General features: G+C 74.0%; 22 protein-coding genes. 14 read left to right on the forward strand and 8 right to left on the reverse strand.

What is annotated here, in order from left to right; all coding sequences use genetic code 11:
- The first annotated feature begins 16 nt into the window (after positions 1-16).
- From msrB to A8713_RS25235, 5 genes are all read left to right on the forward strand, one after another.
- On the forward strand, positions 17-424 hold the full coding sequence (msrB, locus tag A8713_RS25215) for a peptide-methionine (R)-S-oxide reductase MsrB (RefSeq protein WP_064535836.1): 408 nt from the start codon (positions 17-19) through the stop codon (positions 422-424).
- 137 nt (positions 425-561) lie between these two features.
- Positions 562-930, forward strand: coding sequence for a DUF6479 family protein (locus tag A8713_RS25220; protein ID WP_018564401.1), 369 nt, complete (start codon positions 562-564; stop codon positions 928-930).
- Positions 931-1,480: 550 nt separating this feature from the next.
- Positions 1,481-2,623, forward strand: coding sequence for an ABC transporter ATP-binding protein (locus A8713_RS25225; protein ID WP_079159125.1), 1,143 nt, complete (start codon positions 1,481-1,483; stop codon positions 2,621-2,623).
- On the forward strand, positions 2,620-3,327 hold the full coding sequence (locus A8713_RS25230; protein ID WP_064535838.1) for an ABC transporter permease: 708 nt from the start codon (positions 2,620-2,622) through the stop codon (positions 3,325-3,327). Before A8713_RS25225 ends, A8713_RS25230 begins: the two co-directional genes overlap by 4 nt.
- Positions 3,324-3,992 carry an ABC transporter permease gene (locus A8713_RS25235; protein ID WP_064535839.1) on the forward strand — a complete coding sequence of 223 codons (669 nt, stop codon included), beginning with the start codon at positions 3,324-3,326 and terminating at the stop codon, positions 3,990-3,992. The genes A8713_RS25230 and A8713_RS25235 overlap by 4 nt, the downstream gene beginning before the upstream one ends.
- Before the next feature lie 100 nt (positions 3,993-4,092).
- On the opposite strand, the gene A8713_RS25240 is transcribed toward A8713_RS25235, so the two are convergent.
- Genes A8713_RS25240 through A8713_RS25255 form a run of 4 tightly spaced genes read right to left on the reverse strand, consistent with a single transcriptional unit; the run spans position 4,093 to position 8,348 of the window.
- On the reverse strand, positions 4,093-4,704 hold the full coding sequence (locus A8713_RS25240) for a GTP-binding protein (protein ID WP_064535840.1): 612 nt from the start codon (positions 4,702-4,704) through the stop codon (positions 4,093-4,095).
- Positions 4,691-5,107: a DUF742 domain-containing protein gene (locus A8713_RS25245; protein WP_018564396.1), complete on the reverse strand. Its 417-nt coding sequence runs from the start codon at positions 5,105-5,107 to the stop codon at positions 4,691-4,693. The genes A8713_RS25240 and A8713_RS25245 overlap by 14 nt, the downstream gene beginning before the upstream one ends.
- A 35-nt stretch (positions 5,108-5,142) precedes the next feature.
- The gene (locus A8713_RS25250) at positions 5,143-5,619 is read right to left on the reverse strand and encodes a roadblock/LC7 domain-containing protein (protein ID WP_018564395.1); all 477 of its coding nucleotides are present in this window, start codon (positions 5,617-5,619) and stop codon (positions 5,143-5,145) included.
- Positions 5,616-8,348 (reverse strand): sensor histidine kinase, encoded by a 2,733-nt coding sequence (locus tag A8713_RS25255; RefSeq protein ID WP_064535841.1) that lies wholly within the window; start codon positions 8,346-8,348, stop codon positions 5,616-5,618. Before A8713_RS25255 ends, A8713_RS25250 begins: the two co-directional genes overlap by 4 nt.
- Positions 8,349-8,722: 374 nt before the next feature.
- Between A8713_RS25255 and A8713_RS25260 the strand changes: the two genes are divergently transcribed.
- Complete coding sequence (locus A8713_RS25260) at positions 8,723-9,685, forward strand: ABC transporter substrate-binding protein (RefSeq protein WP_064535842.1); 963 nt, start codon at positions 8,723-8,725, stop codon at positions 9,683-9,685.
- Between the two features lie 91 nt (positions 9,686-9,776).
- Positions 9,777-11,426, forward strand: coding sequence for an aromatic amino acid ammonia-lyase (locus A8713_RS25265; RefSeq protein ID WP_064535843.1), 1,650 nt, complete (start codon positions 9,777-9,779; stop codon positions 11,424-11,426).
- Between the two features lie 103 nt (positions 11,427-11,529).
- Here the strand turns inward: A8713_RS25265 and A8713_RS25270 are convergent, their stop codons facing one another.
- Complete coding sequence (locus A8713_RS25270) at positions 11,530-11,985, reverse strand: tellurite resistance TerB family protein (RefSeq protein WP_018564391.1); 456 nt, start codon at positions 11,983-11,985, stop codon at positions 11,530-11,532.
- 498 nt (positions 11,986-12,483) lie between these two features.
- On the opposite strand from A8713_RS25270, the gene A8713_RS25275 reads away from it, so the two are divergent.
- Positions 12,484-13,131 (forward strand): ScbR family autoregulator-binding transcription factor, encoded by a 648-nt coding sequence (locus tag A8713_RS25275; RefSeq protein ID WP_064535844.1) that lies wholly within the window; start codon positions 12,484-12,486, stop codon positions 13,129-13,131.
- A 198-nt stretch (positions 13,132-13,329) separates the two neighbouring features.
- Positions 13,330-15,513 (forward strand): germacradienol/geosmin synthase Cyc2, encoded by a 2,184-nt coding sequence (gene cyc2, locus A8713_RS25280; RefSeq protein WP_064535845.1) that lies wholly within the window; start codon positions 13,330-13,332, stop codon positions 15,511-15,513.
- Positions 15,514-15,558: 45 nt separating this feature from the next.
- Here the strand turns inward: cyc2 and A8713_RS25285 are convergent, their stop codons facing one another.
- Entirely contained in the window at positions 15,559-16,110 is a 552-nt protein-coding gene (locus tag A8713_RS25285; RefSeq protein ID WP_064535846.1) for a hypothetical protein, read from the reverse strand.
- Between the two features lie 285 nt (positions 16,111-16,395).
- Here A8713_RS25285 and A8713_RS25290 point away from each other — a divergent pair, with 285 nt between their 5' ends.
- From A8713_RS25290 to A8713_RS25300, 3 genes are all read left to right on the forward strand, one after another.
- Positions 16,396-17,004 (forward strand): PDZ domain-containing protein, encoded by a 609-nt coding sequence (locus A8713_RS25290; RefSeq protein ID WP_064535847.1) that lies wholly within the window; start codon positions 16,396-16,398, stop codon positions 17,002-17,004.
- A 379-nt stretch (positions 17,005-17,383) separates the two neighbouring features.
- Positions 17,384-18,511 (forward strand): aminopeptidase P family protein, encoded by a 1,128-nt coding sequence (locus A8713_RS25295; protein WP_064535848.1) that lies wholly within the window; start codon positions 17,384-17,386, stop codon positions 18,509-18,511.
- Positions 18,512-18,563: 52 nt separating this feature from the next.
- Entirely contained in the window at positions 18,564-19,583 is a 1,020-nt protein-coding gene (locus tag A8713_RS25300; RefSeq protein ID WP_064535849.1) for a phosphotransferase family protein, read from the forward strand.
- A gap of 20 nt (positions 19,584-19,603) precedes the next feature.
- Here the strand turns inward: A8713_RS25300 and treZ are convergent, their stop codons facing one another.
- Positions 19,604-21,358: a malto-oligosyltrehalose trehalohydrolase gene (gene treZ, locus A8713_RS25305; RefSeq protein ID WP_064535850.1), complete on the reverse strand. Its 1,755-nt coding sequence runs from the start codon at positions 21,356-21,358 to the stop codon at positions 19,604-19,606.
- Between the two features lie 170 nt (positions 21,359-21,528).
- Here treZ and A8713_RS25310 point away from each other — a divergent pair, with 170 nt between their 5' ends.
- A complete protein-coding gene (locus A8713_RS25310) occupies positions 21,529-22,080 on the forward strand; it encodes a DUF1707 and FHA domain-containing protein (protein WP_064535851.1) in 552 nt (183 codons plus the stop codon).
- 83 nt (positions 22,081-22,163) lie between these two features.
- Positions 22,164-22,604, forward strand: a complete 441-nt coding sequence (locus A8713_RS25315; RefSeq protein ID WP_064535852.1) for an SSI family serine proteinase inhibitor — start codon at positions 22,164-22,166, stop codon at positions 22,602-22,604.
- Between the two features lie 62 nt (positions 22,605-22,666).
- On the opposite strand, the gene A8713_RS25320 is transcribed toward A8713_RS25315, so the two are convergent.
- Positions 22,667-23,917 (reverse strand): M14 family zinc carboxypeptidase, encoded by a 1,251-nt coding sequence (locus A8713_RS25320; RefSeq protein ID WP_064535853.1) that lies wholly within the window; start codon positions 23,915-23,917, stop codon positions 22,667-22,669.
- Positions 23,918-23,973 lie beyond the last annotated feature (56 nt).

Below are 23,973 nucleotides of genomic sequence, written 5' to 3' on the forward strand. Positions count from 1 at the left end.
GAGGAGCTGAGGGCTCATGGCGTACGACGTGGAGAAGCCGGACGAGCAGTGGCGCGCGGAGCTGAACCCGGCCGAGTACGCCGTGCTGCGGCAGGCCGCGACCGAGCCCGCCTTCACCGGTGAGTACACCGACACCAAGACCGAGGGTGTCTACTCCTGCCGGGCGTGCGGCGCCGAGCTGTTCACCTCGGACACCAAGTTCGAGTCCCACTGCGGCTGGCCGTCCTTCTTCGACCCGAAGGACAGCGACGCCGTGGAGCTGCTGCACGACCGGTCCCACGGCATGGTGCGCACCGAGGTGCGGTGCGCGCGCTGCGGCTCGCACCTCGGACATGTGTTCGAGGGTGAGGGGTATCCGACCCCGACCGACCAGCGCTACTGCATCAACAGCATCTCGCTGCGGCTGCGGCCCGCGGAGGGCTGAGCGGGCCGTCGCCCACGGCGCTTTGCGGCGGTCCGCTGTGGTGGGACACTGATTGTGGTGGGACAATATAGGACACAGGTGGCGTCGTTGGCGCCACCGGTTGTTTCGCCGCATCTCCGCAGAGGCGGGTGGAAGACATGGGCACAGCGTCCAACGTCGTACTGGCCGTGGCGCCGCACATCTGGGCCACGTTCGGTGCCTTCATCGGCGGGCTCGTCGTCGTGGTGGCGCTCGTCTGGGCCGTGGGCATGGGCATCGGCGTGATGCGCCGCGAGCCCAAGCGGCCCGAGACGTCCGAGCAGCCGCACCTTCCGGTCACCGGCGCGATCGAGGAGATCAGCGAGAAGCGCGAGCCGGACGAGGTGCACTGCGGCGACGACGGCAAGCGGATCCTGCCGCACGAACTGCACGGCGCCGGCACCCGCCGCAGCCAGGACCAGCACCGCAGCCGCTGGGCCCCGGGCGGCAGCGGCTCCTTCGGCAGCGGAGGCCCCGGCCGCACCTGATCCCGCCCGATCCCCCTCCCGGCGCGACCCGCACCGCACCGCACGGCAACCCGCATCCCGCGTCCCGCACCGCACCCGCCCGCCGACCGGTCCGACGGCCCCGGCGGGCGGTCCGGTGCGCGGACCGGGGGTGCGGACCGGAGGTGCGGCCTCCGGGCGCGCCCGGCGCGTGGACCGGCAGAGGCCGCGCCCTGCGCGCGGGCGGCCGGATCTCGTCCTGTGCCAGGCGCGTAGGGGGGCGGCCGTTCCCAGGGCGGCGGCCCCGCGCGCCCCGGGGCGCCGGGACGCGGGGGTTCCGGGACCCGGTGGCTCCGCCGTGGAGCCCGGCGGTCTCCCGCGCCCGGCAGCGGCGTACGGCCGTGCACCGTGGCGGCGTAGGGCCGTGCACCGGGGCGGCGTACGGCCGTGCGCCCCTGTCCCGGGGCCCCGGCCCGGCACCGATGCCGCAACCCCGCCGCAATCACAGGCGTCTAGACTCTCTCCGCAACGGCCCGCGCGACCGTGGCCGAGAGCGGGCAACTCCTGCCAGACCCGAAGGGTATGCGGCGTTTTGATACGCATAGATTCAGTCACCAAGCGGTACCCGGACGGCACCGTGGCGGTCGACCGGCTCTCGCTGGAGATACCGGACCGTTCGATCACCGTCCTCGTCGGACCGTCCGGCTGCGGAAAGACCACCACGCTCCGCATGATCAACCGCATGGTGGACCCGAGCGAGGGCCGCATCCTCCTCGACGGCGCCGACATCAGGGAGCAGCCCGTCAACACCCTGCGCCGGTCGATGGGTTACGTCATCCAGAACGCCGGGCTCTTCCAGCACCGCACCATCGTCGACAACATCGCGACCGTGCCCCGCCTGCTGGGCTGGAGCAAGCAGAAGTCCCGGGCGCGCGCGGGGGAGTTGATGGAGCGCGTCGGCCTCGACGCGGCGCTCGCCAAGCGCTACCCCTACCAGCTCTCCGGCGGCCAGCAGCAGCGCGTCGGCGTGGCGCGGGCGCTCGCCGCCGATCCGCCGGTACTGCTGATGGACGAGCCGTTCTCCGCCGTCGACCCCGTGGTGCGCAAGGGGCTCCAGGAGGAACTGCTGCGCATCCAGGGCGAGCTGGGCAAGACCATCGTCTTCGTCACCCACGACATCGACGAGGCCATCAAGCTCGGCACCATGGTCGCGGTGCTGCGCACCGGCGGCCGGCTCGCCCAGTACGCCCCGCCCGCCGAGCTGCTGACGCACCCCGCCGACGCCTTCGTCGAGGACTTCCTCGGCACCGACCGGGGCATCCGCCGGCTCTCCTTCTTCGGCACCGACGAACTGGAGCTGCTGACCGGGCCGATCGTCGCCGTCGACTCCACCGCCGAGCAGATCGCCGCCCGCACCCGGGCCGACGTGCCCTACCTCCTCGTCACCGACCTCGAAGGACGCCCCCTCGGCTGGAGCGACCCCGACGGTCTGACGCCCGGCCGGATCGACCAGGACCGGCTGCTGCCCCACGGGCGGCCCTTCGCGCGGGGCGAGTCGCTGCGCGCCGCCCTGGACTGCGCGGTGCTCTCGCCGACCGGCTGGGCGGTCGCCGTGGACGAGTCGGGACGCGCGGCCGGGGTGGTCTCGCAGCAGGCCATCGGCGCCGCCATCCGCGCCGCCCACGCCGAGGGCCACAAGGACGCCGCCGCCACCGACGCCAGGGTCGCCGGATGAACCGCTTCTTCGACCTGCCGAGCGACCTCCAGCACAGCTGGTTCGGACTGATCGGCCTGCATCTGCGCGAGGCGCTGCTGCCGGTCCTGGCCGGACTCCTGGTCTCCCTGCCGATCGCCCAGCTGTGCGTGCGCTTCCGCTGGCTCTACCCGCCGGTGCTCGGTCTGACGACCGTGCTGTACGCCGTCCCGTCGCTGGCCTTCATCGTCTTCCTCATCGACTACACCGGCCAGACAGAGCTGACGGTGATGATCCCGCTCGCCGTCTACAGCCTGGTGGTGCTCGTCCCGGCCATCGTCGACGGTGTGCGCGCGGTGCCGCAGGAGACGCTGGCCGCCGCCACCGCCATGGGCCTCGGCCCCGTACGGCGCTACTTCCAGGTGCAGCTGCCGATCGCGGTGCCCGCCATCTTCGCCGGTCTGCGGGTGGCGACCGTGTCCAGCATCTCCCTGGTCAGCGTGGGCATGCTGATCGGCAATCAGGGCGCGCTCGGCAACCTGCTCAACGACGCGAACATCTACCACCGCCCCGAGCTGGCGGTGAACTCCGTGGTCACCACGGCGGCCCTGGCCATCCTCGCCGACGCCGCGCTGGTCGGCGTACGGCTCCTGCTGACCCCGTGGATGCCGCGCGGCACCCGCCGCCGCGGACCGCAGGCCGAGCCGGAGCCGGCCGCACCCGCACCGAAGGACGCCGCCCGGTGAACGTACTGCACTTCGTCAACGCCTTCTTCAGCGACAGCGCCCACTGGCACGGCTACGACGGCATCCCCACCCGGCTCGCCGAGCACCTGCGGTACTGCCTGATCGCGCTCGGCATCGCCGCCGCCATCGGGCTGCCCGTCGGCCTGGTCACCGGGCACTACGGGCGCGGCGGCAACACGCTCGCCTTCCTCGCCACCGCCGGACGCGCGCTGCCCAGCTTCGGACTGCTCGTCCTGATGACCATCCTGGTCGGCTTCGGGCTGCTGCCCGTCATGGTGCCGCTGGTCGTCCTCGCCGTCCCGCCGATCCTGGTGACCACCTACGAGTCGATGCGCTCGGTCGACCCGTCGCCGGTGGACGCGGCCCGCGGCATGGGCATGCAGGAGTCGCGGATCCTCTTCCAGGTCGAACTGCCCGTCGCGCTCCCGCTCGTCCTGAGCGGCCTGCGCTCGGGCGCCATCCAGATCGTGTCCACGGCGACGATCGCCGCCTACGTCGGCATCGGCGGCCTGGGCCGCTATGTCATCGACGGGCTCTACCAGCGCAACTACGAGAAGGTGGTGGGCGGCGCCAGTCTGGTCGCCGGTCTCGCGCTGGTGACCCTGGTGCTGTTCTGGGCGGCGGCGCGGCTCGCGGTGTCCCGGGGCGTACGGCGCGGCGCCTGACACCCGCTGCCCGGCGCGGGGCACCCGACGCACCCGACGACGGGCAGTCCGGCGCGGGGACCGGGCGGGCGCGGCCCGCCGCGCCCGCGCCGGGCCGCCGTCAGGCCCCGGTCCTGGCCAGCGCCAGTTCCAGCACCACCAGCAGCGCGTCGCGCACCGAGCCGCGCTCACGGGCGTCGAAGACGACCACCGGGACGTGCTCGGACACGTCGAGTGCCCAGCGGACCTCTTCGAGGGAGTGCTCCACCCGGCCGTCGAAGGCGTTGAGCGCCACCGCGAACGGGATCTGCCGGTGCTCGAAGTAGTCGACGGCCGCGTAGCAGTCGTCCAGGCGCCGGGTGTCGACGATGACGAGGCCGCCGACCGCGCCCTCCACGATGTCGTCCCACATGAACCCGAACCGCTCCTGTCCGGGCGTGCCGAACAGGTACAGCTTCAGCGTCGGGTCGATGGTGAGGCAGCCGAAGTCCATGGCGACCGTGGTGGTCGTCTTGCGCGGTGTGTGGGTGAGGTCGTCGACGCCCGCGGCGACCTCGGTGATGGCCGCCTCGGTGGTCAGCGGCTCGATCTCGGAGATGGAGCCGACCGCGGTGGTCTTCCCCACGCCGAAGCCGCCCGCGATCACCATTTTGACCGGCAGCGGCGGCCGTACGGCGCTCTGCCCGGCCGCCCCGGCGGCGGCACCGCGGGCGAGTTGTTCAGTCGGTGTCACGGAGTACTCCCCGGGAGTCGGGGATGGCCCGCAGGCCATCGATAACCCTGCGCAGGACGGAGGCGTCGTGGGTGGCGCCGGAGTCGGGCACGTGCACCGTCAGCTGCCCGGCGGCCCGCAGGTCCTCGGCGAGCACCCGTACCACGTTGAGGTGCAGCCGCAGCCGGGCCGCGAGTTCCGCGATGGACTGCGGCACGCGGCAGGCCGCGATGATGTCACGCTGTTCGAAGGAGAGGCCGTCCAGCGCCGCGAGCCCGGCGGTGGTGGCCACCACCTGGGTCTCCACGGGCACCGGCCGGCCCGCGGCGGTGGGCGCCACCCGGCCGGCCGTGACCAGGAACGGCCGTACGGCGGGGGCGGGGCCCACCGGGTCACCTCCCGGGGGCGGGGAGCCGTCCGCCATGGGTCCTACTTCCTTCCTCGACCGGCGGTGGCCGGTCAGCGCGCCGACGTGGCGCCGACGTTGTTCTTCAGTTCCAGGACGAGCTGCGGGCTGAGCGCGGCACCGGCCCGGTTGGCGAACAGCGTCATCTCGTAGGCGATGTTGCCGAGCTTGGCCTCCTTGTCGGTGACCACGCCGAGCACCGCGCCGCTGCCGATCGCGGAGACCAGGACGTGGCCGCCCTCCAGGTCGATGATGACCTTGTTGAGGGCGCCGAGGCGGTAGTTGCCGGAGGCACCGGCGGCCAGGCTGGTGATGCCGGAGACGATGGCGGCCAGCCGCTCGGAGTCCGCGTGCTCGCGCAGTTGCGAGACCGCGATGAGCAGACCGTCGGAGGAGACCGCGATGGCGTCGACGACACCTGCGGTCTCGGTCGCGAAGCGGTTGAGCAGCCAGGTGAAGTCGGCTGCGGCGGCCTGCAGATCGGTCGGCGTGGTGCCTCCCGTCGGAGTGTCACCTGTCGACGTGCTCACTGCTCGGCTCCTTCCGGGAGGTCGTTCTGGCGGGGCGTGCCGGGGGTGGCGGGACGCGAAGAGGCGGGGGGAGAGGCGGGCGGGGCGGTGTCCGGCGGGCCGGCGTCCTCCGGGCCGACGGGCGGGGCGGCGGTGTCGCGGTGGGCGCGCTCCACCGCCTCCTCGAACTCCTCCAGCGCGGACCGTACGGCCTCGGCGTCGGCCGGCCGCGCGCTCTCGTGGGCGTTCGCGGCGGAGGCGTCCGCCGTGGTGCGCAGGGTCGCGCCGCGCACCCGCCGGCGCAGGGGCCGGGAGGCGGGTTCCGGGCCGGACGCCGTCCGGTCGGGCGCCGCTTCCATGGGCGTGGCCTCCTTGCGGGCCCGGGGGATGAACGGGGCGGGCGCCGCCGGGGGTTCGGCGGCGGGTACGGTCTCGGCCGCCGCCTCTCCGGCCGTACCGGCACCGGCCGTACCGGAGCCGATCGTGCCAGTGCCGGTCGTATCGGTACCGGTCGTATCGGTGTCGCTCGTGCCGGGACCGGCCGTGACCTCGTCGGCGGGCTCACGCCGGGGCAGCCGGCGCGGGAGCGGGCCGGGTTCGTCCTCGTCGGCCGGGGCGTGCGCGGGAGCCACGGCGGTCGCGGGCCTGGGTCCGCCGGCACCGGACGCTCCGGCGGCGCCGGGCGCGTCAGCGGGGGCCGCCCCGGGCGCGGTGTCCGCGCCGGTCCGCCGTCCGGCCGTTCCCGCGGCCTCCGCCGGGCCCGCCATGGCCACCGCGCTCAGTGACAGCAGCAGGGCGGACGGGATCACGACCTCGGCCGTGACACCGCCGCCCGGGGTGCGGGTCAGGGCGACCTCGATCTCCCAGCGGCGGGCCAGCGTGCCCACCACGAACAGGCCCAGCACCTTGGTCGGCACCACGTCGAGGCGTTCGCGGCGGATCAGCCGGGCGTTCTCCTCGGCGAGGCGCTCGGCGCTCATCCCCAGACCGTGGTCGGCGACCGCGATCGACGCGCCCTCGGCGTTCGAGCGCACGGTGACCTCGACGGGGCTGCCCGCCGGGGAGAACGACACGGCGTTCTCCAGGAGTTCGGCCACCATCAGCGTGAGGTCGCCGATGATGTCCGGCGCCACCATGACCTCGGTCTCGGCGTACAGCCGTACCCGCTGATAGCCCTCGATCTGGCCGAGCGCGGCCCGCACCACGTTGGTCAGGGCGGCGGGTCCGGCGTCCAGGACGGTCTCGCGGATGCCGGCCAGCAGCATCAGGCTGTCGGCGTTGCGCCGCAGGCGTACGGCGATGTGGTCGATGGAGTAGAGGCGTTCGAGCAGGGCCGGGTCGGTCTCGCCGCGCTCGACCGCGTCGATCAGCGCGAGCTGGCGGGTGGTGAGGTTGCTGACCCGGCGGCCGACGTTGCCGAACATCTCGGCGACGTTGCGGCGGCTGAGCACCTGGCGCTCCAGCAGCGCGGCGGCGGTGGTCTGCACCTGGTTGAAGGCCGTCGCGAGGTCGCCGATCTCGTCGCGTGCGGTGACCGGCACGTCCCTCAGCCGGGGCGGTCCGCTGTCGTCGGCGTCGTCGTCGGCGACCCGGGCCAGCTCCCGTCCGGTGGCGGCGGAGACCTCCTGCGCCGCCCCGGTCAGTGCCTGCACCGGCCGGACCACCGAGCGGCGCACGGCCACCGAGAAGCCGAGCCAGAACAGGAAGCCGAGCAGCGCGACGGCCAGCAGCCCGGCGGCGCGCCACCACGCGTCGGACGAGGCGGTGTCGGCGGTGTCGGCGATCTCGCCGATGAGTGAGGAGGCGATCTGGAGCCGGGCGGCGGCCTGCCGGGGGTAGGACGGGTAGTCGGCCAGCGCGTCCTGGAAGGCCCGCCGGATCTTGTCCGGGGTGTTGGCCTGCAGACCGCTCGGGTCGATCTGGAGTTCGGCGTACGCCTCGGCGATCCGGCGCTGGTCGGCGGTGTGCTCCATGCCCGCGAGCCGGTCGGCCTGGGCGGCGGTGGCGAACCGGGTGAAGCGGTCGGCCTGGTAGGTGTACAGCTCGTAGGCGCCGACCGCGCCGGTGAACTCGATCAGCGCGTTGGTGTCACCGGTCGTCGCCGAGAACACGCTCGTCTCGAAGGAGCTGTGGGCGGCGTCGGCGCGCAGCAGGGAGTCCAGCAGATTGCCGGTGAAGGTGGCGGCCAGCGCCGGGTTGCGGTCGAGGCCGAGACCGTCGATCAGGTTCTTGGCGGCGCCGGTGTAGGCCGGGTCGATGTTGTCGGCGGGCAGATAGCTCTGCTCCACGGTGTCGCGCAGACTGGTCAGGCCCTCGATCTCCTTCAGGGCCTGCGCCTCGGTGGCGGGCAGCCGGTCGCCGAACGCCCGCCGGACGGCGGCCACCTGGGCGTCGACGGCGGCCTGCGCCGCGCGGTAGGCGGTGGCGGAGGGCCGGGAGCCGACGCCCTTGGCCTCGTAGCGCACGGAGAGCAGGACGGCCTGCTGGTGCTCGGCCTCCACCCGGTCGACGAGCGCGGCGACCTGCGCGCTGTCCCGCACCAGCCGGGCGGCGGCCGCCGCGTCCCGGGCCTGGCCGACCTGCCCGGCGATGAGGTAGGCGAGCAGCAGGCCGACGACGGCGAGCGGGACACCGACCAGGACGTTGAGCTTGCGCCGGAAGGGCCACCGGTCGGCGAATCCCCTGATGCCGCCGGCCGGGGGCGGCGGCGGGACCTGCCGGGCGGGCGCGTCCACCTCGTTCGTGGACACCGGGCCTCCTTCGACGGGTGTCTCCACCCGGACGGTCGTGACAACGATGATGCGCGACGACACCGGAGCGGCCCGAGTCCACCGCTGTGACCGATGTCAACTGCGCTGGAATCTATCGCTTCTTCGCAGCCCGGTCCGACGCGTCCCATGTCAAGAATGCATTACGAAGCAATCGCTTGCGCTTCACAAGTGCACCAGGATCGACGCCAATCGGTGACCTGGCTGCCCTTGACCGATCGAGAAGCGGCTGGATTGGATCAGTAAAGTGCGGCGTTCCGCATGCCGTACGTGTTTGTCCCCGTAGTTCAGGCGGCCCACGCGGCTCGCACCGTCCATGTACCGCCCCCACGACTTTCCGACCCGGAACGAGAATTGTGACTTCTTACGCGAAGAGCACCAGGTCCAGCACGAGGCGCACCGGCACGGCCGTCGTCACCCTCGCCGCCACCGCCGCACTCGTCGCCGGGTGTTCGTCCTCCGACGACAAGTCCGGCAGCGACCCGCTCGCGGGCGGCAAGGCCAGTGGCGACAGCGTCGTCGTCGGCTCCAACAACTTCGCCGAGAGCATCCTGCTCGCCGACATCTACGGCGAGGCCCTGAAGGCGAAGGGCGTCAAGGTCACCTACAAGCACAACATCGGCAGCCGCGAGACCACCTACGGCCTGCTCAAGAACGGCTCCGTCACCGTGCTGCCCGAGTACAACGGGGCGCTGCTGGCCTATCTCGACAAGGACGCCGCTCCCAAGACGGTCGCCGCCACCACGGCCGCGATCGGCGCCAAGCTCGACCCCAAGCTGACGCTGCTGGAGCCCTCGCCCGCGCAGAACAAGGACTCGGTCACCGTCAACGCCGCGACGGCGGACAAGTACAAGCTGACCGACAAGTCCTCCATCGCCGACCTCAAGGACGCGGCGAAGGACATGGTCATCGGCGGCTCGCCGGAGTTCCAGACCCGGCAGCAGGGCCTGCTGGGCCTGAAGTCGCTGTACGGCCTGGAGTTCAAGTCCTTCAAGGCGCTGGACGCGGGCGGCCCGCTGACCCAGGCCGCGCTGAAGAAGGACACCGTGCAGGCGGCGGACGTGTTCACCACGGACCCGACCATCGCCAAGGAGAAGTTCGTCGTCCTCCAGGACCCGAAGAACCTCTTCGGTTTCGAGAACGTGCAGCCGCTCGTCCACAAGAGCGGTCTGGACAAGAAGGGCGTCGACGCGCTCAACGCGCTCTCCGCCAAGCTGGACACGGCGACCCTGCTGGATCTGGACACCCAGGTGCAGTCGCAGAACAAGGACCCGCTGGACGTCGCCAAGGCGTGGCTGAAGTCGGCCGGCCTCGTCTGACCCGCCACCGCGCACCGGCGCGGACCGCACCACCGCGGGAGCACGGCGCCACCGCGGGACCACCGGAACACAGGACCATCAGGACGCAGGGATGAGCAGCACGGCGTGGGCGCCCCGGGAAGCGGGCCGGGCCCGCGTCGTGCTGGACGGGCGCGAGCTGACCCTGGACGACGTGGTCCGCCTCGCCGACGCCTCGGCCGAACCCGTCGTACCGGCCGAGGCGCTGGCGCGCGCCCACCGCTCCTGGAAGGCGGCGGACCGGCTGGCCCGCGCCGGCCGGCTCTACGGCCGCGGCACCGGGGTCGGCGCGCACCGCTCGGTGCCGGTGGAGGATCCGGAAGAGGCCGGGCACGGCCTGCGGCTGCTGCGCAGTCACGCGGGCGGCGCGGGCGCCGAGCTGCCCGCCCGCCATGTCCGGGCGATGCTGGCGGTCCGCGCCAACCAGCTCCTGGCCGGCGGCTCCGGCATCCAGCCCGCTTTCGTCACCGCCCTCGCCGAGGCGCTGCGCCTCGGCGTCCACCCGGCCGTCAACGAGTACGGCGGTCTCGGCACCGGCGATTTGACGGCCCTGGCCCAGACGGGCCTGACCCTGATCGGCGAACGCCCCTGGCGGACCGCCGCCCCCGCCCCCGGCCCCGCTTCCGCTTCCGACCCCGGAGCCGTTCCCGCCCCCGGCCCCGCCGCCGTCCCGGACGGCGCGGGCGGGCCGTCCACGCCCGCGCCGCCCACCGGCCCCGCACCGGCCACCGCGGCCGCCGCCACGAGCCCCGCCGTGGTCGCGCCCGTCGTCCCCGAGCTGCCCGCTCCGGTCGTCCTGCGGCCCGGTGACGCGCTCGCGCTGCTCAGCAGCAACGCGCTCACCCTCGGCCAGGCGGCCCTGGGCTGCCACGACCTCGACGTGCTGCTGCGGGCCACCCACGCTGTGGCGGCCCTCTCGCTGGCCGCCGTCTCCGGTTCGCTGGAGGCGTACGCGCCCGAGGTGCACGCCCTGCGCCCCTACCCGGGAGCCGCCCGTGCCGCCGCCGAGGTGCGGCGACTGCTCGGCGGGCCCGGGGGGACGGGCAGCGGCGGTGCGCGCCGGATCCAGGACCCGTTCGGATTCAGGGCCTTCCCGCAGGCGCACGGTCCCGCGCTGGACGCGGCGGACGCGCTGCGCCGTGTCGTGCGGACCGAGGTCAACTGCCCCTCGGAGAACCCGCTCATCGGCGCCGACGGCACCACCGCCCACCACCACGGCGGCTTCTACGCCGCTCCGCTGGGCCTCGCCCTGGACGGACTCAACCTCGCGCTGCTCCAGACCGCCCAGCTGTCCGCCGCCCGCCTCGCCGCGCTCGGCCGCCCGGACCTCACCGGACTGCCCGCCTTCCTCGCCTCCGGACCGGCCGGCAGCTCCGGCACCATGATCCTGGAGTACACCGCCAACTCGGCCCTGGCCGAGCTGCGTGCCTGCGCGCTGCCCGCCTCGGCCGGTCACGCGGTGCTCTCCCACGGACTGGAGGAGGCGGCCAGCTTCGCGTCCCAGGCGGCCCGCCAGACCCTGCGCGCGGCGGACGCCTACGCGACCGTCCTGGCCTGCGAACTGGTCACCGCCGTGCGCGCGTTGCGCTGCTTCCGGGAGCCGCCGCGCTGCGCGGTGTTCGCCGTGGCCGCCGCCGCGCTGCCGGCCGGTACGGAGGACCGGCCGCTGACGGCCGACGTCACGGCCGCCACCCGGCTCCTCCCGGTGCTGGCCGGGCTGTGACCGCACACCGGCGGCGCGCACCCGGGCGCGGCGGCCGTCCGGTTCCGCCGGGCCGGCCGGGTCCACCGCCGCCCGCGTGCCGCCATCGCCCCGACCGGGCCGCTCAGAGGTCGAACTCGTGCGGCGGCAGGTCCAGCGCGTAGCACGCCTCGCGGACCACGGCCTGCTCGGTCTTGTCGAAGTCGCCGTCCGCGCCGCCGATGACGATGCCGATCTGCACGACCGCGCGGGCCTCGGCGGGCTTCTTCTTCGCCTTGGCGATCTCCTGGAGCACGCTCACCTTGCCGAAGGCGAAGTCGGCGGTCAGCTTGTTCAGATTGTCCTCGAAACGGCGGCGCAGATCGTCGGCGGGGAAGTTCTGCAGGACCTCGTTGGTGGCGATCAGCTGGGCGACGCGCTGCCGCTCCGAGGGGTCGACGGTGCCGTCGGCGGCGGCCACGAGCGCGCACATCGCCATGCTCGCGTCGCGGAACGCACCGCTCTTCAGGTCGTTCTTCTTCGCCGTCAACTGGGTCTGCATCTGCGTCGCGGAGTCCTTGATGCGGTCCCACAGGGCCATGGTCGCTCTCCAAAAGGTCGGAAGTCCGCACCGGCCGCGCACGGGAACCGGTGCGGCCGGGACGGTCAGGTCAGATCTACAGCAACGTAGAAACTAGCGGGGCGCCGGATAAGTTCCGCCCGTCGCCCGGGAGGGCCGGGACCGGTCCGCGAGGGGCCCGGCCGCCGCCGCTACGATCGCGTCCATGGCGAGGCGTGGAGTGCGGCGGCGGACCTCTTCCCGTGCACCGTCGAGTGCCGCCGCGCGGCGGACCGACGTGCGCGCGCCTCGATGTCGACGTGTGGCCCCCGTGCCGCGCCCACGTTGATCAAAATAAAACCGCGCGCCCTGTTTTTATCGAGTCTGCTTTCGCCTTGCTTTGAGGGCTTTTCCGCTGATTATTCGGGGTAAACAGGACTGTCGTTCGCCTGGTGACGGACCGGGCGAGTGGGCTATCGTAGGCTCGAACGAGAAACAAACAGCATGTCCCGTTCGTTACATCCCTGGAGTGTTCTGGCCATGGCGAGGCAGTTACGGGCCGAGCAGACGCGCTCGACGATCATCACGGCGGCTGCCGACCTGTTCGACCGGAACGGCTACGAACGGACGAGCCTCAGTGACATCGTCGAACACGCGCAGGTCACCAAGGGTGCCCTGTACTTCCACTTCGCGGCCAAGGACGATCTGGCCCACGCCATCATGGAGTTGCAGGCCGCGGCCCTGCGTCAGGTGACCGGAGAGGTGGAGGGGCGGAACTGCTCGTCCCTGGAAGCGCTGATGCGCATCACCTTCGCGTTCACCCGGCTCTCCGTGGAGGGCCCGATCGCCCGTGCGGGACTGCGGCTCGCCACCGGCGGGGTCGAGGTGCGCGCGCCGCTGCGCCACCCCTTCACCGAGTGGCTGGAGATCGCCACGCACCGGCTGCTGGGCGCGGTTAAGGAGGCCGACATCCATCCCGACGTCGACGTCCAGGCCGCGGCGCGCTCCCTGGTCTCCTTCTTCGTCGGCACCCGTGTCACCGGCCGCCCGCTGGAGCCGGTGACACGGCTGCCGCGCCGGACGGCCGAGATGTGGCACCTGCTGATCCGCGGCCTGGTGCCCGTGCCCCGGCGGCCTCGCTATCTGAGCCTGGCGGTGCAGCTGGAGCGCGACATCGAGCCCGGCTGAACCGACCTGAGCCCGGCTGAGCCGAACTGGACCACGGTTGACCGCGGCCGGACCCGGCCGGGCCGCCCCGGCCCGGCCGCCGGAGGCGCCTGCCGGAACCGGCCCCCGCGGGAGGGGTGTTCGGCGGTGATTCACGCGATGGTGTGATCGAATGGGCGGCGGAGGATGGTCCCGGAGCGTCCCGGGTAGGGCCCGGCCATGACGCAGCAGCCCTTCGAACTCCCGCACTTCTACCTGCCGCACCCGGCGCGGCTGAACCCGCACCTGGACGAGGCCCGCGCCCATGCCACGCGCTGGGCCCGCGACATGGGCATGCTGGAGGGCTCCGGGATCTGGGAGCAGTCCGACCTCGACGCGCACGACTACGGACTGCTCTGCGCCTACACCCATCCCGACTGCGACGGACCCGCCCTCTCCCTCATCACCGACTGGTACGTGTGGGTCTTCTTCTTCGACGACCACTTCCTGGAGACCTTCAAGCGCAGCCAGGACCGGACCGGCGGCAAGGCGTACCTGGACCGGCTGCCCCTGTTCATGCCCCTGGACGACACCGCCGAGGTGCCCGAGCCGCAGAACCCGGTGGAGGCGGGCCTGGCCGACCTGTGGGCGCGTACGGTCCCCGCGATGTCGGCCGACTGGCGCCGCCGGTTCGCGGTGGCCACCGAGCACCTGCTGAACGAGTCCCTGTGGGAGTTGTCCAACATCAACGAGGGGCGGGTCGCCAACCCCGTCGAGTACATCGAGATGCGCCGCAAGGTCGGCGGCGCCCCCTGGTCGGCCGGGCTCGTGGAGTACGCCACCGCCGAAGTGCCCGCCGCCGTCGCCGGTTCCAGGCCGCTGCGGGTGCTGATGGAGACCTTCTCCGACGCCGTGCACCTGCGCAACGACCTCTTCTCCTACCAGCGGGAGGTCGAGGACGAGGGCGAGCTGAGCAACGGCGTGCTCGTCCTGGAGACCTTCTTCGGCTGCACCACCCAGGAGGCCGCCGACACCGTCAACGACGTCCTCACCTCGCGGCTGCACCAGTTCGAGCACACCGCGCTCACCGAAGTGCCCGCCCTGGCCGTGGAGAAGGGCCTCACCCCCGACCAGGTCGCGGCGGTGGCGGCGTACACCAAGGGGCTCCAGGACTGGCAGTCCGGCGGCCACGAATGGCACACCCGCTCCAGCCGGTACATGAACGAACGCGCGCGCCCCGCCAACCCCTGGCAGGCCCCGACCGGACCCGGCACCTCGGGCGTCGACATGGCCGCGCTGCTCGCCGCGGCCGGCGCCGAACGGCTGCGCGCCCACAGCCACGTCCCGTACGAGAAGGTCGGCCCCTCGCGCATCCCCGACCTCTACATGCCCTTCCGGCTGGAGCTGTGCCCGCATCTGGACCGCTCCCGGCTGCGGCTCGCCGACTGGTGCCACCGCATGGGGATCCTCGCCGAGGGCGTCTGGGACGAGGACAAGCTCGACGCCTACGACCTGGCGCTGTGCTCGGCCGGACTCGACCCGGACGCGACACCCGAGGCCCTGGACCTCAGCGCGCAGTGGCTCGCCTGGGGCACCTACGGCGACGACTACTACCCGCTGGTCTACGGCCACCGCCGCGACCTCGCCGCCGCCCGGCTGACCACCGCCCGTCTGTCGGCCTGCATGCCGGTCGACGGCGAGGAGGCCGCCGTCCCCGGCAACGCCATGGAACGGGGCCTGTCCGACCTGTGGGCGCGGACCACCGCCGAGATGACCCCCGGCCAGCGGCGCACCTTCAAGCAGGCCATCGACTCGATGACCGAGAGCTGGGTGTGGGAGCTGGCCAACCAGTTGCAGAACCGGGTGCCCGACCCCGTCGACTACCTGGAGATGCGGCGTGCCACCTTCGGCTCCGACCTCACCCTGAGCCTGTGCCGGCTGGGACACGGCCCGTCGATCCCGCCCGAGGTGTACCGCAGCGGCCCGGTCCGGTCCCTGGAGAACGCCGCCATGGACTACGCCTGCCTGCTCAACGACGTCTTCTCCTACCAGAAGGAGATCGAGTACGAGGGCGAGATCCACAACGGGATCCTCGTCGTGCAGCACTTCTTCGGCATCGACTACCCGGCGGCGCTCACCGTGGTGCACGACCTGATGACCCAGCGGATGCGCCAGTTCGAGCATGTCGTGGCGCACGAACTTTCCGTCGTCTGCGACGACTTCGCGCTGTCCGACGAGGCGCGGGCGACCTTGGACGGCTATGTGGCCGACCTGCGCAACTGGCTGGCGGGCATCCTCAACTGGCACCGCAGCGTCAACCGCTACAAGGCCGAGTGGCTGGGCCGCCGCGCCCACACCTTCCTCCCGGACCACCCGCCGGCTCCCGTGCTGCCGGCCCCGGCCCGCGCGCTGCCCGTCGGCTGAACAGAAGCCGGGCCGGAGCTGAACCGGCGCCGGACCGGACCCGGTTCAGCGCCGCCCGGTGTCTGTGGCCGTGGTGACGGCGGCCGTGGTGATGGCGGCCGTGGTGGTGGCGGGGCGGTCCAGGGCCGTGCGCGACTGCCGGGCGCGCAGGGCCTGGAACTGGTCGCCGAGGCGGTCGAACGCCTCGGCCGGCCGGACCAGGGACGAGAGGTCGAGTTCGCCGGGCGCGCCGGTCCGGCGCGGCGCGCCCTGGTTCATGACGATCTCGTCGAGCGCGCGGATCAGGGCGGCCCGCGCGTGCTCCGTCAGCCCCAGGTCCAGGGCGTGCCCGGCCCAGGTGAACAGCGACGCGCCGTCCTCGTCCGGACCGGCCGCGACGAGGGCGCCGGTGTCCGGGGCGTGGGCGAGGACCACCTCGCGCAGCGCCGGCCGGGGCAGCGGGTCCAGCAGGCGGTAGGCGCACCCCTCCTCGGCGTTGAGCAGCAGGAAGCCGGGCTCGGTGCGCAGCAGCGACTCGTGCAGCAGGGCGACGAGTTCCACCGGGGAGCGCTCGGGCAGTCCGAGCGCGGAGCGCAGAGCACGGAGCCGTCGCCGCACACGAAGTACGTGCCGCCCGAGCCGTCGCCCGCGACCGGTTCGAGCGGTCCGCCGTCGGCGAGCCGTACCTCCTCGACGTGTTCGGCGCCCGCGAGGTCGAACGCGAAGGGAAAGGCCGCCAGTTCGGCCAGACGCGGGCTGTCCCGCAGCAGCCGCAGGAGGTGATCGCTCATACGGCCGAACGTGGCAGGCGCCCGCGTTCTCACTCTTTCGTGGCGCGTGCTCACCCTTTCGTGGCTCGTGGCGGACCAGGTCGCCGGGTAGGCACCAGCCGGAGGAGAACGAATGGAACAGACTGCGTTGCGTCCCAAGCCCCTGCCCGGTGCCGAGCCCGCGGGCGGCGCCTCGCGCGAGCGGAGCCCTTCCGGCACCGGCCAGCGGCGGCCCGGCCGCCGGTTCGCGGGCGCGCTGTGCGGCCTGTGCGCCGGGCTGGTGCTGCTGCTGGCCGGGGTAGGGCTGGGCGCGGTGGGCGCCACGGTGATCGGTGCGAGCAGGCTGGCCGAGGCCCAGCGGCACGCGGGCCTCGCGGGTCCGGCGGCGGCCCCGGCGGTGTCGGCCTCCGGTTCCGGGGCCGGGTCCGGAACCGGCCCGGAGGGTGCCGCGGCGGTGCGGTCGGCGCCGGTTCCGGTGGGGCCGACCCTCGGGGTGGAGGCGGTGGACGACGGGAAGCCCGGGGCGCGGGTCGTCGGCGTCCATGTGCCGGGCCCCGGCTACTCGGCCGGGCTGGTCCGCGGCGATGTGCTGCTCGTGTTCGACCGGACGCGGATCGACTCGGCGGCCGACCTCGCGCGCGCGGTGGCGAAGGCCGACCCCGGCCGTTCGGTGGTGCTGACCGTGCGCCACCGCGGTGGGGGCTACCAGCAGCTGGACGTCACCCCGGGCGTCGTCACCTGACCACGCCGCGTACGTGACGACGGGTACGGCCGCACGCCCCCCGTCGTCGGATCGACGGCCGCCGTCCGGATCGTCGCGTCAGGCCGTCCCGGCAGGTCTTCTGGACGGTCTTCCGTCAGGTCGTCCTTCAGGGTGTCCTCGTGGCTGACGGTGATCACGCCATCAGCGCTCATGGCCGCGCAGGCCCCGACCGTGAGATCGAATCCGGGAAAGCGGTGGTCGTGCGGACACCCGGGCAGCGAGGATGGAGCAGGGAGCGGACGGCCGGACCGACCGGCTCGCGCCGCCCACTCCGCGCGGGCAGGATGCTGCCCGTGGGCCCTGCCCGACGCCCGACTGTTCGTCCCACCCGCCCCTTCAGCCGCACACGGAGGCCCGGATGACCGGCACCGCGCCCGCGCCCTTCACCGCCGACGACTACCGGGCCCGGATGGCGCGCGCCGAGCGCGCGGCGGCGGACGCCGGACTGGCCGGACTGCTCGTCGCCCCCGGACCCGACCTGGTGTGGCTCACCGGCTACGCGCCGCCCGCCGCCACCGAACGGCTCACCCTGCTGGTCCTGGTCCCCGGCCGCGACCCCGTCCTCGTCGTGCCCACCCTGGAGGCCCCGGACGCCGCCCAGGCCACCGGCGCCCCCGCGCTGACCCTGCGGGACTGGACCGACGGCAAGGACCCCTACGCCCTCACCGCCGCCCTCCTCGACGGCCGCGGCCGCTTCGGCGTCAGCGACAACGCCTGGGCCCTGCACCTGCTCGGCCTCCAGCAGACCCTGCCCGGCACCTCCTACGCCGCCCTCACCGAGGCCCTGCCGATGCTCCGCGCCGTGAAGGACCCGGCCGAGCTCGACCTGCTCGCCGCCGCGGGCGCCGCCGCCGACCGCACGTTCGAGGAGATCAGGCACGTACGCTTCGCCGGGCGCCGCGAGCGCGAGGTGGGCGCCGACCTCGCCGACCTGCTGCGGCGCTTCGGCCACTCCCAGGTCGACTTCACCATCGTCGGCTCCGGGCCCAACGGCGCCGACCCGCACCACGAGGTGGGACACCGGGTCATCGAACACGGCGACATGGTCGTCCTCGACTTCGGCGGGCTCAAGGACGGCTACGGCTCCGACACCACCCGCACCGTGCACGTGGGCGAACCCACCGACGAGGAGCGCCGGGTGCACGACGTCGTGCGCGAGGCCCAGGAGGCGGGCTTCGCGGCCGTACGGCCGGGCGCGGCCTGCCAGGACGTGGACCGGGCCGCCCGCGCGGTCATCGCCGAGGCGGGCTACGGCGAGTACTTCATCCACCGCACCGGCCACGGCATCGGCGTCACCACCCATGAGCCGCCGTACATGATCGAGGGGGAGCGGCAGCCCCTCGTGCCCGGCATGTGCTTCTCCGTGGAACCCGGCATCTATCTGCCCGGCCGCTTCGGGGTCCGGATCGAGGACATCGTGACGGTCACCGCGGACGGGGGCCGCCGCCTCAACGACACCACCCGGGAGCTGGTCCTGGTGGACTGATCCGCCGACTGATTCCACCCGACCCGACCCGACCCGACGACACGGCGCGACGATGACCCAGGCACCGACACCCACGGCGGACAGCGTCCGCAGGCTGGTCCGCACCCTGCTTCCCGACGCCCCGCGCGACGGCTACGCCGCCGCCGGGGTGCCCGAGGTACGGCCCGTCACCACGGGCGGTGAGCACTCCACCTGGTGGGTCGGCGCGCGCCATGTGCTGCGGCTGGCCCCCGACCGCGACGCCTCGGCGCGGCTGCGCCGCGAACTGCGCCTGCGCGACCTGGCCCGCCCGCACCTGCCGGTGGCCGTCCCCACGAGCGCCGCGCACGGCGAGTGGGCGCCCGGACTGGCGTACACCCTGGACACCAGGATCACCGGCGGCACGGCCGACGAGCTGGACGTCTCCGCGCTCGGCGAGGACGACCTGGCCGGGCTGCTGGCCGGGCTGCGCGCGGTGCCCGTGCGGCAGGCCGGGACGCTCGGCGTCCCGCGCACCGCGCCCCGCTCCCTGGAGGCGCTGCGCCGGATGGCCGTGCACGCCGCGGAGGAGCTCGGCGCGGCCGACGAGTTCGAACCCGCGCGGATGGCCCAGCTCTCCGCGCCCGCCGCGGCCCAGCTGGCCGCCCAGTCCCACGCCGCCGTCCTCGTCCACCACGACCTCAAGGGCGAGCACCTGGTGCTCTCCCCGGACGGCCGGGTCCGCGGCGTCCTGGACTGGACGGACGCGGTGATCGGCGACCCCGCCGAGGACATCGCCGGGCTCGCCCTGGCCGTGGGATCACCGGCCGCCGTGCGCGCGGCCACCCTCGCGGGCTACGGCGCCCGCCCCTGCCTGCGCGGCCTGTGGCTGGCCCGCTGCGACACGGTGATCCGCCTCGCCGGCCGCCTGGCGGGCCGCGACGAGAGCCCGCTGCCGCTGCTGCGCGTCCAGCTGCGCCACTCCTGGGAGGCGATCCTGCTGGAGCGGGTCACCGAGTTCCGCGAAGAGGGCGAGCAGGACGGCAAACAGGGCGACAAGCAGGACGACACGCAGGACGACGGGCAGGAAGGCGCCGGGGGCGGGCAGGCTTAGCCGCGCGGGGCGGGCCGCGCTCAGCTCTGCGCCAGCACCACGCAGGAGCGGCCGGGCAGCCGCAGCAGCCCCGTCCCGCCGGGCGCCTCGACCGGCTCCCAGGCGGCGAGCACCCGGGCCGGACGGATGCCCAGCGGGATCGCCGCCGTCGCGCTGCCCAGGTTGACGGCCACCCGTACGTCCCCGCGCCGGAAGGCCAGCCAGCCGGCCTCCTCGTCGTGGGCGACCCGGGTGGCGGCGAGGTCCGGATCGGTCAGGTCGGGCAGCCCGCGGCGCAGCGCGATCAGCCGCCGGTACCAGTCCAGCACGCGCGCGTGCGGCTCGCGTCCGGGCTCCGACCAGTCGAGGCAGGAGCGGTCCCGGGTCGCCGGGTCCTGCGGGTCGGGCACGTCCTGCGCCGCCCAGCCGTGCGCCCCGAACTCCCGGCGCCGCCCCTGGCGCACCGCCTCGGCCAGCTCCGGGTCGGTGTGGTCGGTGAAGAACTGCCACGGTGTGCCCGCCGCCCACTCCTCGCCCATGAAGAGCATCGGCGTGAACGGCGCGGTCAGCGTCAGTGTCGCCGCGCACGCCAGCAGCCCGGGGGCGTCCGCCAGCAGCCCCGACAGCCGGTCGCCCCGGGCCCGGTTGCCGATCTGGTCGTGGGTCTGGCTGTAGCCGAGCAGCCGGTGCCCGGCGGTGCGGGTGCGGTCCAGTGGGCGGCCGTGGTGGCGGCCCCGGAAGCTGGAGTACGTCCCGTCGTGGAAGTAGCCGCCGGTGAGGGTCTTGGCGAGCGCGGCGAGCGGGGCGCGCGCGAAGTCGGCGTAGTACGCCTGCGACTCGCCGGTGACGGCGGTGTGCACCGCGTGGTGGAAGTCGTCGCTCCACTGGGCGTGCAGCCCGAGGCCGTGCTCCGCGCGCGGGGTGATCAGCCGCGGGTCGTTCAGGTCCGACTCGCCGATGAGGAACAGCGGCCGGCCCAGGTCCGCCGCGAGCGTGTCCACGGCCGCCGAAAGCTCCTCCAGGAAGTGCCGGGCGCGGGTGTCCACGAGCGCGTGCACCGCGTCCAGGCGCAGCCCGTCCAGCCGGTAGTCGCGCAGCCAGGCCAGGGCGCTGCCCAGGAGGTAGTCGCGCACCTCGTCGGAGCCGGGCGCGTCCAGGTTGACGGCCGAGCCCCAGGGCGTGTGGTGGGTGTCGGTGAAGTACGGCCCGAACTTCGGCAGGTGGTTGCCGGACGGGCCCAGGTGGTTGTGCACCACGTCCAGGACCACGCCGAGGCCCAGCTCGTGCGCCCGGTCGACGAAGCGCTTCAGCCCCTCGGGGCCGCCGTAGGGCTCGTGCACCGCCCACAGCGACACCCCGTCGTACCCCCAGCCGTGCCGCCCGGGGAACGGGCACACCGGCATCAGCTCCACGTGTGTGACGCCCAGTTCCACCAGGTGCTCCAGGCGGCCCGCGGCGGCGTCGAAGGTGCCCTCGGGTGTGTACGTGCCGACGTGCAGCTCGTAGAGCACGGCCCCGGGCAGCGGGCGTCCGGCCCAGCCGTCGCTGCGCCAGGTGTGCCGCCCCTGGTCGACGACGGCGCTCAGGCCGTCCGGTCCGTCCGGCTGCCGCCGCGAGCGCGGATCGGGCAGCACCGGGCCGTCGTCCAGGGCGAAGCCGTAGCGCGAGCCGTCCCGCGCCTCGGCCTCGCCGCTCCACCAGCCAGGACGCTCCGGATCGGGCTCCAGCGCGCGCGTGGCGCCGTCGCACCGGAGCGTCACCCGGCCGGCCTGCGGTGCCCACACCTCGAAATGCACGGACGGTTCCCCTTCGTCTGCTTCACCGTGTTGGCGTCCCCATGGTCCTGCAAAGACGATCAGTCCGCTTTCGGTTCCACCCTTTCGCGGGAGATGTCGTCAACTCGGCACACCGCGGCGCCGCTCCCGTTTTCTGGACACCCCGGGCCGGTTGTCCGACAATCACCAGCGTGACGTCGTCCTTCGAGTTCCACACCCACCCCGCGCGGGTGTCCGACGCGGAGCGCGACCGGGCGCTGGAGGTGCTGCGCGACGGCGTCGCGGCCGGCCGGCTGTCGTACGACACGTTCGCGCACCGCATGGAACGGGCGCTGGCCGCCCGCCGCCCGGACGAGCTAGCCGTGCTCACCTCGGACCTGTCCACCGAGGGACGGCTCTCGCGCGCGCTGTTCGGCGCCGTCGGGGCCGTCTCCGGCTTCACCGTGCGGCTGCGCCGGGCCTGGCAGTCCGAGCGGCTGCCCAAGCTGCTGCTGCCGCACGCGGACAGCGGGTGTCCGCTGCGCATCGGGCGCGACCCGGCGAGCGGACTGCGGCTCAACCACGAGACGGTCTCGCGCACCCACGCCGAGCTGCGCCACCAGAGCGGCCTGTGGGTCCTGCGCGACCTCGGCTCGACCAACGGGACCACCGTCAACGGGCGGCGGGTGACCGGCGCGGCCGTCGTCCGCGAGGGCGACCAGGTCGGCTTCGGGCAGGTGTCCTACCGGCTGTCGGCGCACTGAGGCGGTCCGCGCGCTGGGCGGGGGCGCTCCCGTTCGGGTGAGCCGGACTGGGGGTGGCGCACCGGTGTGCCGATACACCCGCCATGACCCACTTCATCAGCAAGGCGACGACCCGGTGGCTGCGCCGGGCAGTGCCGGCCGCGGCGGTCCTCCTCGCGGGCACGGCGGTCCCGGCCCAGGCGGCCGGGTGGGCCCGGCACCACGACCGGGGCGACTGGCTCTATGTCACCGTCACCCACGGCGACACCCGTTCCGGCGGCGGCGACACGCGCGGCACCCTGCTGCTGTGCGACCCGCCGCACGGCCACGCCCACGCGGCCGAGGCGTGCGCGGAGCTGCGCTCGGCGCGCGGCGACATCCGGGGCATCCCCCGCAAGGACGCGTTCTGTTCGATGATCTACGCGCCGGTGACCGTGCAGGCGCGCGGCGAGTGGCAGGGCCGCGCGGTCGACTACACGGAGACCTTCGCCAACGGCTGCGAGATGAACGCCCGGACGGGGGACGTGTTCGCGCTGGACGCGTGAGCGGCGCGCGGCGGGGCGGGCCTCCCGTACCGGTGGCGGCGCGGGCGTCCGCGCCGCCACCGTCAGCCGGCCACGTCACGGGCGTGGCGGGCCGTCTCCACCACCGTGCGGGACTGGTGCTCCACCTGGTGCTCCAGCGGCACCCAGCGGGCCCGGAACCGGTCGGCGAAGGCCACGCTCCAGGTCGCCACGAGACGGGCGAGCGCCGGTGCCGCCCGGTCGTCGGCCGCGCGCAGCACCCGCAGCAGCATCGCGGCGGCCCGCAGCGGCAGCCGCCGGCCGAAGGCGTCCACACTGCCGACGTAGGCCCTGCTCGTGTCGGCGGGCGGGCCGCCCGTCCAGTCCGCCGCCAGCCCCGGCACCACGCCGAGACCCCAGCGGGCCGCGCGCAGCAGCGGCCCGTCGGCGCCCCGCAGCCGGGGCAGCGCGTCGGCGAGCACCGCCTCCACCGCCCGCGCGTCCCGCAGCAGCCGGGCGGCCAGCCGCCGCAGCTCCGCCTCGGGCGCGGGGTGCGGTGCGGGGTCGTCGACCAGGTCGCTCGCCCACATCGGGATCTCCACGACCGCCGTCAGACCGCCGTGGCGGTGCGCGTGGTACCAGGTGCTGTGCCGGGCGTCGTCGGGCAGGCTCGGGTGGGCCAGGGCAGCGCCGGGCGCCGGCATCACCCGCACCCCGGGCCCGGAGACGGGCCAGCCCGCCGCGTCGCAGGCCCCCGTCTCGATGGGGATGCGCAGCTCCGCCGCCGATTTGCAGAAAGGTTCCGCCAGACCGGGCACGTCGCGGGTGAGCTGCACCCAGCTGCCGCCCAGCTCGGTGCCGTGCAGCGTCACCTGGAGGTAGGGGCGCAGCGCGTCGATCACCCCGGTCAGCGCCCGGGTCTCGGGCGGCAGCCGGCCGGGCGGCAGCACGGACGGCGACCACTCCGGCTGCTCGGCCCCGGCCGGCCGGAAGAAGCCCAGGTGGTAGTCGAGCAGCGTGCGCGGCGCCGGGGTCACGTGCAGGCTCGCCCCGTCCGGGTCGGCGCAGAGCAGGAAGTGCCAGGAGGTGTCCGCCCGCAGCTCCCGCTCGTCCCGCACCCGCCGGGCCAGCGCCAGGAGCGTCGAACCGCCCGCGGGCTCGTTGGCGTGCGCGCCCGCGACCACCAGCACGGCCCGGCGGGCGTGCCCCACGGACAGCAGGTGCAGCGGCCGGCCCGCCCGGGAGAGACCGACCCGGTCGAGGGCGCACAGGTCCGGCCGGTGCGCGGCCAGCGCTCGGGCACCGGCCACCAGTTCGGGCACACTGGGGTAGCGCGTCTCCGGCAGAGGACTCACCCCCGTACGCGTCCGCCCGGTTTCGCATTCCGCAGTACCCCACGGCCGGTGACGGC

This window comes from Streptomyces sp. SAT1, from assembly GCF_001654495.1.
GTDB lineage: Bacteria > Actinomycetota > Actinomycetes > Streptomycetales > Streptomycetaceae > Streptomyces > Streptomyces andamanensis.